Source organism: Rhizobium sp. RSm-3 (assembly GCF_001854685.1).
Classification (GTDB): Bacteria; Pseudomonadota; Alphaproteobacteria; order Rhizobiales; family Rhizobiaceae; genus Rhizobium; species Rhizobium ecuadorense.
On the sequence record NZ_MAWZ01000007.1, the window covers coordinates 89,588 to 103,525 of the forward strand.

Annotated in this window: 13 protein-coding genes; 11 read left to right on the forward strand and 2 right to left on the reverse strand. The window is 63.1% G+C overall.

What is annotated here, in order from left to right:
* The first annotated feature begins 131 nt into the window (after window positions 1-131).
* The 5 genes from BBJ66_RS09890 to BBJ66_RS09910 all read left to right on the forward strand — a co-directional run bounded on the left by BBJ66_RS09890 (window position 132) and on the right by BBJ66_RS09910 (window position 7,281).
* Entirely contained in the window at window positions 132-2,651 is a 2,520-nt protein-coding gene (locus tag BBJ66_RS09890; RefSeq protein ID WP_071086720.1) for a hypothetical protein, read from the forward strand.
* 169 nt (window positions 2,652-2,820) lie between these two features.
* A complete protein-coding gene (locus tag BBJ66_RS09895; RefSeq protein ID WP_071086722.1) occupies window positions 2,821-4,080 on the forward strand; it encodes an ABC transporter substrate-binding protein in 1,260 nt (419 codons plus the stop codon).
* A gap of 11 nt (window positions 4,081-4,091) precedes the next feature.
* Window positions 4,092-5,129, forward strand: coding sequence for a carbohydrate ABC transporter permease (locus tag BBJ66_RS09900; protein ID WP_071086724.1), 1,038 nt, complete (start codon window positions 4,092-4,094; stop codon window positions 5,127-5,129).
* A complete protein-coding gene (locus tag BBJ66_RS09905; RefSeq protein WP_071086726.1) occupies window positions 5,126-6,175 on the forward strand; it encodes a carbohydrate ABC transporter permease in 1,050 nt (349 codons plus the stop codon). Before BBJ66_RS09900 ends, BBJ66_RS09905 begins: the two co-directional genes overlap by 4 nt.
* A gap of 26 nt (window positions 6,176-6,201) precedes the next feature.
* Entirely contained in the window at window positions 6,202-7,281 is a 1,080-nt protein-coding gene (locus BBJ66_RS09910; RefSeq protein WP_071086727.1) for an ABC transporter ATP-binding protein, read from the forward strand.
* A gap of 63 nt (window positions 7,282-7,344) precedes the next feature.
* Here BBJ66_RS09910 and BBJ66_RS09915 read toward each other — a convergent pair whose 3' ends face one another.
* Window positions 7,345-7,527: a hypothetical protein gene (locus BBJ66_RS09915; protein ID WP_071086825.1), complete on the reverse strand. Its 183-nt coding sequence runs from the start codon at window positions 7,525-7,527 to the stop codon at window positions 7,345-7,347.
* A 374-nt stretch (window positions 7,528-7,901) separates the two neighbouring features.
* On the opposite strand from BBJ66_RS09915, the gene BBJ66_RS09920 reads away from it, so the two are divergent.
* The 6 genes from BBJ66_RS09920 (at window position 7,902) to BBJ66_RS09945 (ending at window position 12,901) form a co-directional block, all read left to right on the forward strand.
* Window positions 7,902-8,111 carry a hypothetical protein gene (locus tag BBJ66_RS09920; RefSeq protein ID WP_003586528.1) on the forward strand — a complete coding sequence of 70 codons (210 nt, stop codon included), beginning with the start codon at window positions 7,902-7,904 and terminating at the stop codon, window positions 8,109-8,111.
* Window positions 8,112-8,119: 8 nt separating this feature from the next.
* On the forward strand, window positions 8,120-8,494 hold the full coding sequence (locus BBJ66_RS09925; protein WP_071086729.1) for a GFA family protein: 375 nt from the start codon (window positions 8,120-8,122) through the stop codon (window positions 8,492-8,494).
* A gap of 157 nt (window positions 8,495-8,651) precedes the next feature.
* Window positions 8,652-9,947 (forward strand): efflux RND transporter periplasmic adaptor subunit, encoded by a 1,296-nt coding sequence (locus BBJ66_RS09930; RefSeq protein WP_071086731.1) that lies wholly within the window; start codon window positions 8,652-8,654, stop codon window positions 9,945-9,947.
* Between the two features lie 12 nt (window positions 9,948-9,959).
* Window positions 9,960-10,676 (forward strand): ABC transporter ATP-binding protein, encoded by a 717-nt coding sequence (locus BBJ66_RS09935; RefSeq protein WP_071086733.1) that lies wholly within the window; start codon window positions 9,960-9,962, stop codon window positions 10,674-10,676.
* Window positions 10,666-11,868, forward strand: coding sequence for an ABC transporter permease (locus BBJ66_RS09940; protein ID WP_071086735.1), 1,203 nt, complete (start codon window positions 10,666-10,668; stop codon window positions 11,866-11,868). The genes BBJ66_RS09935 and BBJ66_RS09940 overlap by 11 nt, the downstream gene beginning before the upstream one ends.
* A 418-nt stretch (window positions 11,869-12,286) precedes the next feature.
* Window positions 12,287-12,901, forward strand: a complete 615-nt coding sequence (locus BBJ66_RS09945; RefSeq protein WP_071086737.1) for a GntR family transcriptional regulator — start codon at window positions 12,287-12,289, stop codon at window positions 12,899-12,901.
* Window positions 12,902-12,952: 51 nt separating this feature from the next.
* Here BBJ66_RS09945 and BBJ66_RS09950 read toward each other — a convergent pair whose 3' ends face one another.
* Window positions 12,953-13,765: a ferredoxin--NADP reductase gene (locus BBJ66_RS09950; RefSeq protein ID WP_049735521.1), complete on the reverse strand. Its 813-nt coding sequence runs from the start codon at window positions 13,763-13,765 to the stop codon at window positions 12,953-12,955.
* Between the last annotated feature and the right edge of the window lie 173 nt (window positions 13,766-13,938).

Consider the following 13,938-nt stretch of genomic DNA (forward strand, 5'->3'; position numbering starts at 1 on the left):
GAATGCCTATGCACAATTGGCCAAGAGGAGTCCGCGACAAGCGACAGAGCAGGGAGGCTTTGAAGATGCGGTTTGACGGCCAGTCCACGCGTCGGTGTTTCCGACATCTCGCGGCTCGAACGAGCTGAAGCATGACCGCTGAGAAATCCCATCTTCGCCGCGCCACCGGCAAGCAGAGCCCGATCGTCTATTGGCAGCTCGGCCACCTCTCGCAGGCGCGCTACGACGTCGCCGACCGGCCGATGGAAGGCAGGATGGATCCGTTTTTCTTTGTCACCAAGACGAAGAACTTCATCCCGCACGAATATCCCTGCCGCACCGAATTCAAAAAATCCTTCTCCGCCCAAAGACCGCAACCGACCGCCGAATTCGAACCCGTCCGCTGGTGGCTGCCCTTTGCGTCGCCGCGTGTCGATCTCTCCGGCTTCTGGTTTCGCCCGACCCGCATCGGCTGCTGGGCGCGCACCTTCCTCGATGCCGGCTCGACCGGACCTGCCAGACTTCGCCTGTCGACCTGCGGCGGCGCGATCCTCTTCGTCAATGGCCGCGAGCAGGGCTTCATGGCGCCCTATGAGCGCAATCTGGAAGCCCAGCAGCTTTTCGAGGTCGAACTTTCGGCGGGCCTCAACGAAATCCGCATCTATTTCGACGATTTGGCCGAACGCGACGCCCGCTTCTATTTCCAGCTGGATTATCTCGACGGGCCGGAAGTCGAAACATCGGTTCCCGTTCCGATCGCCGCCGATGTGGCGAACGGGTTGGAGGCGATCCTCGAAGGCATGCGCTTCGACCGCACCGCCTATCTCGGCGAAGACGTGACGATCCTGTTTCCCGCGCCGCTGCCGGTGGCGTTGACCTGCCATGTCGAGATCGAGGGCGACTTCATGTCGGTCGAGCGCTTCGATTATGACTTCGCGTTGGAGAAAGGCGCGACCAGGCTCGAACTCGGTACCTCGGCTGAAATGCCCGCCGATTTCCGCCATTTTCGCATCACCTTCAAAACAGGCGAATTTTCGCTCGGCCGCACGCTCGGCGTCGAGATCTGTCATCCCCAGCGCCAGGGGCCGGCGCCGGCTGCGCTGGAAGATCGGGTCGCCGAGGCGCTTGCCGAAGTCGCCGCCCATTCCGAGCCCGATACGGTCTGCGCTTTCGCGCGCCTCGCCCTGGGGCAGGGCGGCGAGCAGACCGAGGCGATGATCTCGGCCATGCTGCCCGTCATCGAGGATTGTCACGACTGCGCCGATTTCGTGCTGGTGCCGCTGCTCTTTGCCTATACCCGCTGGAGCGATCTGCTGTCGCAAGATCTGCGGCAGAGGATCGAGCATGCGGTTCTCAATTACCGCTATTGGATGGATGAGCCGGGCAACGACGTTCAGTGGTATTTTTCCGAAAACCACGCGCTGCTCTTCCACACCGCCGCCTATCTCGGCGGCAGGCTTTTCCCCAATTCCGTCTTCGTCCGCTCCGGCCGCACCGGCGCGGAGCAGATGAAGGTCGGCGAAGAGCGTGTCCGCGCCTGGCTCGATCATTTCGAGCGCTGGGAAATGGCCGAGTGGAATTCCGTTCCCTATTTCCCGATCGACCTCAAGGGCCTGACGGCGCTTGCCGCCTGCGCGCCTGATGAGACGATCCGCGCCCGGGCGAATGCCAGCATCGTCCGCCTGATGGAGATCGTTGCCCGTTCGGCCCATCACGGCATGCTGACCGGCAGCCAGGGCCGCTCCTATGAACACACGCTACGCCCCGGCCGCTCGGTCGAGCTGTCTGGTATCGCCCGGCTGCTCTGGGGCCGCGGCTGGTATGGCCGGCGCGTCCACGCTTTGCCGCAGCTTGCCGTCTGCATCCGCGATCACGGCCTGCAGTTCCCCGAGGCGCTTGCCGCGATTGCCGCGCATGACGCCGACGACGCGCAGGAGTGGACCTTTTCGCAAGGCGAAAACCGTTTTGCCGCCCTCTATCACTACAAGACACGCGATACCGCCCTCGGCACCATCGCCCATTATCGCCCCGGTGCCTGGGGATATCAGGAGACGGTGCTGCACTTGCGGCTCGGCGACCGGCCGGAAGCGCAGGTCTGGATCAACCATCCCGGCGAAACCATCCAGTTCGGTTACGGCCGGCCGAGTTTCTGGGGCGGCTGCGGAACGCTGCCGCGCGTCCATCAATATCGCGATCTCGCCATCCTCGATTTCGATATCCACGAGGGTCAGCCGGATTTCACCCATGCCTGGTTCCCGCTCGAAGCCTTCGACGACACGATGATCGAGGGCAATGTGGCGCTCGCCCGTTCCGGCAATGGCCTTGCGATGCTGATCGGCAACGGGCCGTTGGAGCCGGTGAAGCATGGCCCGACGACGGACGTCGAACTGCGCCTCGCCGGCCGTAAGGGCCGCTGGATCGTCCGTCTCTCCGATCGCGGGCGCGAAGGCGGCCTTGACGGCATGCGGGCACGTTTCGCCACGCTCGCAGCTGACCGCGACAATGAGGGCGCATTGATCGTCATCGATCCGGATTATGGCCAGGTCGTCTTCGAAGAGGACGGCACCGTGCGCGCCGAAGGCCGTATTCTTCGGCCGTCGGACTGGTCGGTGCGGGGAGACGCGGTACATCTTGAGATGTCAGGCAGGCAGCCTCGGCGCGCCGCTTCGTAGACGACGTGCCCGGGCAGGTGGAGGACCGACCGGGCCCACTGCATAATTCCTTAAATCGGAATCGATTTAAGGATAAAATTATGCAGCAATTCAGAGTGTTACAGCGTCCTTTGCGCGTCTGAAAAGACGCGCGGCGCTGTAGGACTTCATCGGTCAAGAGGAGGAGAAAATGACCAGAATGAAATCGATCGGCGCGGCCTTTGCCGCGGTTCTTTTGAGTTCCGTTGCCGCCCATGCCGGCGACGTGCGCATCATGTGGTATTCCGACGGCGGCGAAGGCGCTGTCGTCAAGGACCTGCTGGCGCGCTTCTCCAAGGCCAATCCCGATGTCAACGTCATCCTCGACGAGGTCTCCTACGACGTCGTCAAGGAACAGCTGCCGGTGCAGCTCGAAGCCGGGAAGGGGCCTGACATCGCCCGCGTCACCAATCTGAAGGCGCAGGCCCAGCACTGGCTCGATCTTCGCCCGCTGCTCGCCGATGCGAAATATTGGGACGACAATTTCGGCGCCCAGGCCGACTGGATGCGGCCTGACGGCTCGAACGCCATCACCGGTTTCATGACGCAGCTGACGCTGACCGGCGGTTTCGTCAACAAGACGCTGTTCGAGCAGGCCGGCGTCGAAATTCCCGGCCCGAAAGCCACTTGGGATGACTGGGCCACCGCCGCCAGGAAGGTCGCCGACAGCCAGAAAGTCTTCGCCATGGCGATCGACCGCTCCGGCCACCGCGTCTCCGGCCCGAATATCTCCTACGGCGCCAACTACATCGCCGCCGACGGCAAGCCGGCGCCGATCGATCAGGGCGCCAAGGAGTTCCTCAGCCGCTTCGTCAAGTGGAACGAGGACGGCACGATCAACAAGGATGTCTGGGTCAGTGCTGCCGGCACCACCTATCGCGCCGCCGCCGAAGACTTCATCAATGGCGGCCTTGCCTATTATTATTCGGGCAGCTGGCAGATCTCGGCCTTCGCCCAAAAGATCGGCGACAGTTTCGACTGGGTCATGGCGGGAAGCCCCTGCGGCACGGCCGCCTGCACCGGCTTGCAGGGCGGCGCCGGTCTCGTTGCCGTCAAATATACCAAGAACCCCAAGGATGTCGCCAAGGTGATGGATTACCTGGCGAGCGCCGACGCGCAGAAGGAATTTGCCGAGCGCAGCCTGTTTATTCCGGCGCATAAGGGCGTCGCCTCAGGCCAGATGGACTTCAAGACCGACAATCCGCATGTGCAGGCGGCGCTGAAGGCCTTCGTCGCGGCGGCCGGTGAGACGGCGGCGCCGGCGATGAAGCTGCCGGGCTGGAAGTGGTCGGACGCCTATTACAGCGCCATCGTTGCCCGCATCAGCCAGGTGATCGCCGGCGAAATGAAGCTCGACGACGCCTATGCCCGCATCGACGAGGACATCAAGGCCAAGGTCGGCGCCAACTGACGGACGTAGAGATGGCGGAGAAGACGGTTTCTTCCGAACCGCCGGCAAAAGCCGGTCTGCGGCAGGCGCTCTCGGCGCCTATCCGGCTCCTGATGGGGATCGTCGATATTCCCATGCGCGCCTGGCAGAAGCTGACGGGGCTGAACGGCATGGCGGGCGTCTTCCTGGCGCCCAACATGCTGATTTTCACCGTCTTCGTACTCCTGCCGCTGGTCATCAACTTCATCTATTCGACGACGAGCGGCGGCGCCATCTTCCTGCCGAACAGGACCTATGTCGGCGCCGACCAGTACCGCATCCTGTTCGATTGCGACTCCTACCTCGATCCCTCGACCTGCGCGGCCGACACCTTCTGGGCGGCCGTGCGCAACACCGCCGTCTTCGTCGTCTTCCAGGTGACGGCAATGCTGATCGCCGCACTGGCGACGGCTTTGATCCTCAACCGCGAGCTTTCCAATCGCGGCTTCTGGCGCGCCGTGTTCTTCTTTCCGGTGCTGCTGTCGCCCGTCGTTGTCGGCCTGATCTGGAAATGGATCCTGCAGCGCCAGGGCCTGCTGAACTACGCGCTGAGCCCTTTCGGCTTCGAACCCTTCTCCTGGCTCAGCGATCGTTTCTGGGCCTTCTTCTTCGCCGTCTTCGTCTCGGTCTGGGCGCATATGGGCTTTTACGCGCTGATCCTGCTTGCCGGCCTGCAGGCGATCCCGCGGGATCTCTATGAGGCGGCGGCGATGGACAAGGCGAGCCCCACCCGCATCTTCCGGCGCATCACCCTGCCGCTCCTGATGCCGAACCTCATCGTCGTCCTGGTGCTGGCGCTGATCCGCGCTGTGCAGATCTTCGACGAGGTCTTTGTTCTCACTGGCGGCGGCCCGGGCACCAGCACCATGTACATCACCCAGTATATTTACGAGACCGGCTTTGCCAGTTCGCTGCGCAATCCGGGGCTTGCCTCGGCCGCCTCGATCCTGATGGGCATCGTGCTCGTCATTCTGACACTGATCCAGCTCGCCGCCAGCAGCCGCAACGAGAAGAAGGGAAGACGCCAATGAGCGCTGTCGGCTCGTTCCTGCTGCGCCGCCGCGGCCGCGGCTGGCATTGGACGGACGTCGTCACCTGGATCTGGCTGATCTCGGGCGTCTTCCTGATGTTCGGCCCGGCCGTCTGGCTGGTTTTCTCCTCCTTCAAGACGCCGGCCGCCCTTGCCGAGTTCCCTCCGTCCTTGCTGCCCTATGTCACCGAACAGGCCGTCGTGCCGGGCTATGACAAGCCGCTGCCGCTCTATAACGTCACCATGCCGGACGGCAGCAGCCGCGTGCTCGCCGAAGTCCGCCGCATCGGCATCATCGGCCAGATGGTCGATCCGAAACAGCCCGGTGAAATCGTCAAGGCGAACATCAAGGACCGCACCCCGGTGCGCAAGGTCGAATTCGCCGCCGCCAATTACACCGAACCGTTCCAGCGCTTCGATTTCTTCCTGTTCCTGCGCAACTCCGTCTTCGTCACAGTCATCGCGACGGCAATCACGCTGCTCGTCAATTCCATGGCCGCCTTCGCGCTGTCGAAATACCAGTTCCCCGGCCGCACCGCCGTCATGCTGATGATCCTGGCGACGCTGATGGTGCCGCTCTCGGTCATCGTCGTGCCGCTCTATTCCGTCATCGGCACCCTGAATCTCTTCGACAGCCTCTGGGGCGTCATCCTGCCGACGGTCGCCACCCCGACAGGCGTGTTCCTGCTGCGCCAATATATGCTGACCATCCCCGACGAGCTGATCGACGCCGCGCGCATGGACAAGGCCAGCGAATGGCAGATCTACTGGCGCATCATCCTGCCGCTGTCGGCGCCGGCGCTGGCGGTGCTGGCGATCTTCTCGGTCGTCTGGCGCTGGAACGACTTCCTCTGGCCGCTGATCGTGCTGTCGCGCAAGGAACTCTATACGCTGCAGGTCGGCCTCAACGTCTATGCCGGCGAGCTTAATGTGCAATGGCACTATATCCTCGCCATGACCGTCGTTTCGATGATCCCCGTCGTGCTGATCTTCGTCTTCCTGCAGCGCTTCATCACCACAGGCATCGCCGGCTCGGGCCTGAAATAGGCCAGGCTAAAAATACAGGAGAGTGCATGAGCGGGCTCGAGCTCAGGAACATCGTCAAGAATTTCGGCGCCGTCGAGGTCATCCGCGATGTCTCGCTTGAGGTCAAAGACGGCGAGTTCGTCGCCTTCGTCGGTCCGTCCGGCTGCGGGAAGTCGACGCTGCTGCGCCTGATCGCCGGCCTCGACAAGCCGACAGGCGGCAGCATCGCCATCGACAGCAAGGATGTCACCGAGATCGGCGCCGCCGACCGCGGCCTCGCCATGGTCTTCCAGTCCTATGCGCTCTATCCGCATATGAGCGTCAGGGAAAACCTGGCCTTTGGGCTCGAGAATACCAAGGTGGCCAAGGCCGAGATCGAAGCGCGCATCACCGACGCCGCCCGCATGCTGGAGATCGAGCCCTTCCTGCAGCGCCGTCCCGGCCAGCTCTCCGGCGGCCAGCGCCAGCGCGTCGCGATCGGCCGCGCCATTGTCCGCCGCCCGGATGCCTTCCTGCTCGACGAGCCATTGTCCAATCTCGACGCCGAGTTGAGAGTGAGCATGCGCGCCGAACTCGCCGCCCTTCACGCCCGCCTGAAGGCGACGATGATCTACGTCACCCATGACCAGGTCGAGGCGATGACGCTGGCAAACCGCATCGTGGTGCTGAGAGGCGGCCGGATCGAGCAGGTGGGAACGCCGCTGGAACTTTACAACAGGCCGGCCAACCGCTTCGTCGCCGGCTTCATCGGCGCCCCGCATATGAATTTCCTGGAAGGCGCGATTATCGGCCATGACGGCGATCTCACCGAGGTCGAAACCGTCGGCGGCCATCGTCTTTCCGTTATTGCCCGGGATTCACGCCCGATCGGCGAGAGGGTCAGCATCGGCATTCGCCCGCAGCACATCACCCTTGCCGATGGGACTGACGCTCGCAAGCTGGATACCCGCATCCTCCTCGTCGAGGAACTGGGCTCGGAGACCGTGGTCCACGCCGACGCAGGTGGAAAGAAGCTGATCGCCGTCTTTGCCGGCCAGCAGCGGATGAAATCCGGCGACAGCCTGCCGCTCCATCTCGATCCCGCCGTGCTGCACCTATTCGGTGAGGACGGCCGGCGTCTGTCCTGAGAAGCCGAAAAAAAGCCCGCGCCGGAATGGAGGCGCGGGCCGAATTTTCATATCAAGACAGCTTTAGTGGCTGTTCTTGTGGCTCTGTTGACCAGCTTTTACATGCTGTTCATGGCTGCCGCCGCGGGATCCGCTGGACTGCGCGTCGCGGCCACCTGAAGAGGAGCTGCGGGCATTGGCGTCGTTCTTGTGACTCTGCTGCCCGGCTTTGACGTGCTGTTCATGGGTTCCACCTTGGTTTGCCATCCGGTTCTCCTTCGGTTTGAACGAGGCCACGTCGACCTCGAGGGGAAAAACCTCGCTCCGGCGCAGGTGTTCCAAATTTTAATATTTCGTGATCTCATTTCGGAAAACAGGATGAGGAAGCGGACCGGGCGGGTAGGGAGCTCGCCTGCCGTTTCGTTGGCCATCGGGAGAAAGTGGAAAAATCCCGATGTTCTCCAGCACCGCCGCGTCCGCTTGGCGCGGCCCGCTACCTCGATTCGACAATGCGTCTAGCGGCAGGAAGGTTCCGCAATCAGCCCGATCGACCCATGCCGGAAGCCCGCTCCAGCCCTTCGGCTCTTTCCAATCGACCCCATCGCTCTAACTTAAAGCGCAGGGAATGAAAGGAGAAACCCATGACCGACGCACCGAATACGGCGACCCCGGCGCGAAGAGTGTTGCGTGGCCGCCCCTACAGCATTGGCGAATTTGCCAGGAAATACCGGTTGGATGACAAGGAGGCAAAACGCCTCTACGACAAGTTTGGCCCCTCCGCCACTGAACTCGATCTGTTGATGGCGGCAAAGCGGCGCCCGCCGGGGCTGCCCACCAGTCTCGACGCCTGACGGTCGCTATGCGGATACGCACCGGAAGCTGCCTGTGCGGGGCGGTCGCCTATCGCGTCGAAGGCGAGCCGCTTCGCGTCGGCCTTTGCCACTGCGCCGATTGCCGCAAATCGAGCGGCTCCGCCTTCGTCTTCTTCGCGGTCTGGCCGCGCCTGGCTTTTTCCCACAGCGGCGAGATCGCCACTTTCTCCGGCCGCAGCTTCTGCCCCGCCTGCGGCAGCAGGCTTTTCTGCCTGCAGGAAGAGGCCGCGGAAATCCGTCTCGGCTCGCTCGACAGCCCGCCGAGCGACCTTGTCCCGGATCATGAAGTCTGGATCAAGCGGCGCGAACCCTGGCTGCACCAGCTGCCGGGCGCCGGCCAATATGCCGAGGATGCCGACTGACGAGTGTTCCGCACCAAAACTTGACTTTTCTTACCAATATTTCATTTCCCCCATCCGCAATTCCGTGCCACTTCGGCGGCAACGCTAATGCCCGGTTCATCTGCGCTGTGATTATTTTACTGCGGGTCAAGGCAGGCACTGACTGATCGAGGATGACATGAACGATACCGGAACCGGCAAGAAGACCGGGGCAGAGACAGGCGGCGCGTCCGACCTTGCAGCGGTGCTCGCCGCATCGGGACGGCAGGGCAAGCGCAGCCGCTGGCGCGGGCGGCTGTTCAGCCTGTTGATCCTCGTTGCTGCTGCAGCCGGCGCCGCCTATTTCTATATGGGCCGCGGGCAAAGCGAAGTGAGCTATGCCACCCAGCCGGCAAAACGCAGCGATCTGACGGTGCTCGTCACCGCCACCGGCTCGGTGCAGCCGACCGAGCAGGTGGATATATCGAGCGAGCTTTCCGGCACGGTCCGCGACGTCAATGTCGATTACAACAGCACGATCAAAGCGGGCGACGTGCTGGCGCTGCTCGACACCAACAAGCTCGAGGCCGATGTGAAGAGTTCGCGCGCCAAGCTGAATTCGGCCAAGGCGAATGTCGCCAAGGCCAATGCCGATCTGCAGTCGGCAAGCACCTCGCTTGAGCGGCTGAAGAGCCTGGTCAGGAGCAATGTCTCCACCCAGCAGAGCCTCGATGACGCCACCTACAAATATGATTCCGCCGTCGCCGCCAAACAGATCAACGAAGCCGAGGTGCTCGCTTCGGAAGCCGACCTGCAGTTGGCCGAGGTCAATCTCGCCAAGGCAAAGATCGTCTCGCCGATCGACGGCGTGATCCTCACCCGCGCCGTCAATCCGGGCGCCACCGTCGCAGCCTCGCTTTCGGCGCCGATCCTGTTCACCATCGCCGGCGACCTGAAGAAGATGGAGCTGCAGGTCGATGTCGATGAGGCCGATGTCGGCCAGATCGCCGTCGGCCAGAAGGCGAAATTTTCAGTCGACGCCTATCCCGACCGGAGTTTTCCCGCCGAGATCGAGCAGATCCGCTTCGCCTCTGAGGTGGTCAACAACGTCGTGACCTATAAGGCGGTCCTCTCCGTCGACAATGCCGACCTGCTGCTGCGTCCCGGCATGACGGCGACCGCCGACGTCACCGTCGAGGCCGTCAAGGATACGCTGATGGTGCCGAACACGGCGCTGCGCTATGCGCCCCCGCAGGCGGGACGGCGCGGCCGCGGTATTTTCGGCATCTTCGGCCCGCCACGCCAGCGCGGCGGCGGCAATTCCGGCCAGGCGCTGACGGGCGCCGAGCGCCGCGTCTGGGTGCTGCGCGGCGACCGGCCCACACCCGTCGTCATCCAGGTCGGCTCATCCGACGGCCAGTTCACCCAGGTCGTCTCCGGTGACCTCAAGGAAGGTGACGCATTGGTGACCGACGCCACGACGCGCGCGAATTAGGCGGAGGGACGGATGGCAAGCCCGCCGCTCATCGAATTCAGGCAGGTCTCGAAAGTCTACGGTGAGGGCGAGGCGGCGATCCGCGCGCTCGACCATGTCGACCTTGCAATCAACGCCCATGAATTCGTCGCGATCATGGGGCCGTCGGGCTCCGGCAAGTCGACGGCGATGAACATCCTCGGCTGCCTCGACGTGCCGACATCAGGCGATTACGTCTTCGAAGGCATTCCGACCAGCGGCTTCGACCGAAGCCAGCTGACGCTCCTGCGCCGCCATATGCTCGGCTTCGTCTTCCAGGGCTTCAACCTGCTGTCGCGCACGTCAGCGGTCGAGAACGTCGAACTGCCGCTGATTTATCGCGGCATGGCGGTGCGCGAGCGCCGCGAACGGGCGCGCGAAGCCCTGGCGCTGGTCGGCCTCTCCGGCCGCGAACATCACAAGACCCAGGAACTGTCGGGAGGCCAGCAGCAGCGCGTCGCCATCGCCCGCGCCATCGTCACCGAACCGGCGCTGCTGCTCGCCGACGAACCCACAGGCAATCTCGACACGAAAACCAGCGTCGAGATCATGGATCTGATGACCCGGCTGAACCGCGAGCAGGGCATCACCATCGTCATGGTCACGCACGAGCCCGATATCGCCGCCTATGCCCAGCGGCTGCTCAGGTTCGTCGACGGCAAGCTGGAGACCGAGGTCGAGCATCGCAGGAGGGCGGATCATGTTCTTTGAGACGCTGAAGCTGGCTCTGCGCGCCATCAGCCGCAACATGCTGCGCTCGTTCCTGACTGTGCTCGGCGTCGTCATCGGCGTTGCCGCCGTCATCGCGCTGGTGACGATCGGCAACGGCACGACGGCACAGGTCTCGACCGAACTGTCGCGGCTTGGCACCAATATGCTGTTCGTCCGCCCCGGCCAGTTCGGTCCCGGCCGGGCGAGCTCCGAGGCCAAGCGCTTCAGCGTCAAGGACGTCGCCGCCATCCGCGACCAGATCAGCGGCTTGAGGGCGGTCGCGCCGCTCAACCAGTCGACGGCGACCGTGATATCAGGTGGCCAGAACCATTCGACCAGCGTTTCCGGCACCACCAACGACTATTTCGTCGCGCAGGACTGGAACCTGGCGCTGGGCCGCACTTTCACCCCCGCCGAGGAGCGCGGCCAGTCCCGCTGCATCATCGGCGAGACGGTGCGCTCGCAGCTCTTCGGCGCCGCCGACCCGATCGGTCAGCAGATTCGCGTCGGCAAGGTCTCATGTCCCGTCATCGGCGTGCTCGCCAAACGCGGCCAGTCCGGCATGGGCACAGATCAGGACGATGTCGTCATCATGCCGGTCAAGGTGTTCCAGCGCCGCATCAGCGGCAACAGCAATGTGCCACAGATCATCATCTCGGCGCGCGACGGCGTCTCCACCGCCAAGGTGCAGTCCGATGTCGAAGATCTTCTGCGCGAGCGCCGCAAGATCATCCCCGGCCGGCAGGACGATTTCAACGTCAACGACATGACCCAGATCGCCGAAGCGATGACCGGCACGACGACGCTGCTGACCGGCCTGCTCGGCGCCGTTGCCGCTATCAGCCTGCTCGTCGGCGGCATCGGCATCATGAACATCATGCTGGTCTCCGTCACCGAACGCACCCGCGAAATCGGCATTCGCCTGGCGATCGGCGCGCTCGAAAACCAGGTGCTCACCCAGTTTTTGGTCGAAGCCGTGGCGCTCTCGCTCTTCGGCGGCATCACCGGCATCGTGCTCGGCCTCAGCCTCGGTCTGGTGACGGTCACCCTCCTGAAAGTCCCCTTCGTCTTCAGCCCGATGATGGTCGCCGTCGCCTTCCTCTTCTCCGCCGCCATCGGCATGATCTTCGGCTATTTCCCGGCGAGACGGGCAGCGCAGCTGAATCCCATTGAGGCGCTGCGGCATGAGTGACGCAAGATAAAGGCGTTGTGGCAAAGCGCGCGATGTCTCTCTTTTACGCCCGGGTGAGTTTGGGAGGAACGCCAACCCGTCCTCGTCTTCCTCGGCCTTGAGCCGAGGATCCACGCCACGACTGCTGGCAGATGCGGCGTGGAGGCCGAGCATGACGGAGAGTGCGGCTAAAGTCGCCGGAGATAGCTCACTCCACCAGACTTAGTCTCATATCCGACCCTACCGCTCCCAATCTTCCCGCGGCGGCCCCGGAGGATGGGGCGGCGAAATGAGTTCTTTCGTGGTGTAGACGCCTAAAGTCCCCGATCCCACACCGCTGTTATCTCTTTGTCTCTATTCTGATATTCAATGCCGACTTGTCTTCGGTTTTTGACCGTGCCACTATGTGATATATCAGGTACAGTCATTGGACTCCAGCATGCAGACGTCACAGAGCCATCTTGCCTATCTCGCGCTGGAACATCTGATCGTCACGCTGGCGCTGAAGCCCGGGGCGCTGGTCACCGAAAAGCAGCTGATCGATATGGCGGGCCATGGGCGGACGCCGGTGCGCGAGGCGATCCAGAAGCTCGCCTGGCAGGGGCTGATCCGGGTGAAGCCGCGTGTCGGGCTGCAGGTGGCGGAGATCGCGCCACAGGATCACGGCAATGTCATGCAGGTGCGGCGTGAGCTGGAGCCGATCGCCGCGAGCCTCGTTGCCGAACATGCAACGGACGAACAGCGTGTGCGTCTCGGCGACTGCGCCCGCGCCATGGATGAATGCGCCGTGACCGGCGATCTCGCCGGCTTCTTCGCCGCCGACAAGGCTTTCGACGAAATTCTCGAGGATGCCTGCCCGAACGGCTTCATCATGGCGGCACTCGGCCCGGTGCAGACGCATGCGCGTCGCCTCTGGTACTCAACAGCAAGCCCGGAGCGCATGGACCGCGCCATCGCCCTGCATGTCGCCGTCATCCGCGCCATCCATCAGGGCAGGGCGGAGGAAGCGCGCGCCAGCATGGCGGCGCTGATCGACTATCTCGCCCGCACATGAAAACGGCCCCGTTTCCGGAGCCGCTGTCACGTCTGATTTTCGGGGAAAACGTCAGCCGACGAAAGCGCGCTCGATGACGAATTCGGCCGGCTTGCTGTTGGCGCCTTCGTCGAGGCCGGCCTTTTCGAGCAGCTCCTTGGTGTCCTTCAGCATGGCCGAGGAACCACAGATCATGCCGCGGTCGATTGACGGGTCGAGCGGCGGTACGCCGAGATCGGTAAACATCTTGCCGGAGGAAATCAGGTCGGTGATGCGGCCGCGATAGGCGAAGTCTTCGCGTGTGACGGTCGCATAATGGCGCAGCTTGTCGCCGACCACTTCCTTCAGCAGTTCGTCATTCCGGATTTCTTCGACGAGGTCGAAGCCGTATTTCAGCTCGGCGACATCGCGCGTCGTATGGGTGAGGATGACTTCCTCGAACTTTTCATAGGTCTCGGGATCGCGGATCAGGCTGGCGAAAGGCGCAATGCCCGTTCCCGTCGAGAACATGTAGAGACGACGGCCGGGCGTCAGCGCATCAAGCACCAGTGTGCCCGTCGGCTTCTTGCGCATCAGCACCTGGTCGCCGGGCTTGATTGCCTGCAGATGCGAGGTGAGCGGGCCGTCCGGCACCTTGATCGAGAAGAATTCAAGCTCCTCGGCCCAGGCGGGGCTGGCGATCGAATAGGCGCGGAAAACCGGCTTGCCCTCGACCATCAGGCCGATCATCGCGAATTCGCCGGAACGGAAACGGAAGCCTTGCGGCCGGGTCATCGTGAAGCGGAAGAGCCGGTCAGTGTAATGCGTCACGGAAAGCACCGTCTCGGCGTAGACGCCGGCGGGGATGGACGAGGCGAAGTCTTCGGTCTTTGCAGGCGCGTTCATTGCGGTAGCGGATCCCGTTTTCGTCGGATGAACTGTCGGATGCGAGGCAGATATTACATATCGGGCTCGAATTAAAGGCATTCCATTCCACGCAGTGCTCCTGAAGAGAAATATGCGTGTCATAGTCAGGATTCAATGGCCAACCAGGGGGGCGGTGGGCAATGTCGTATTTC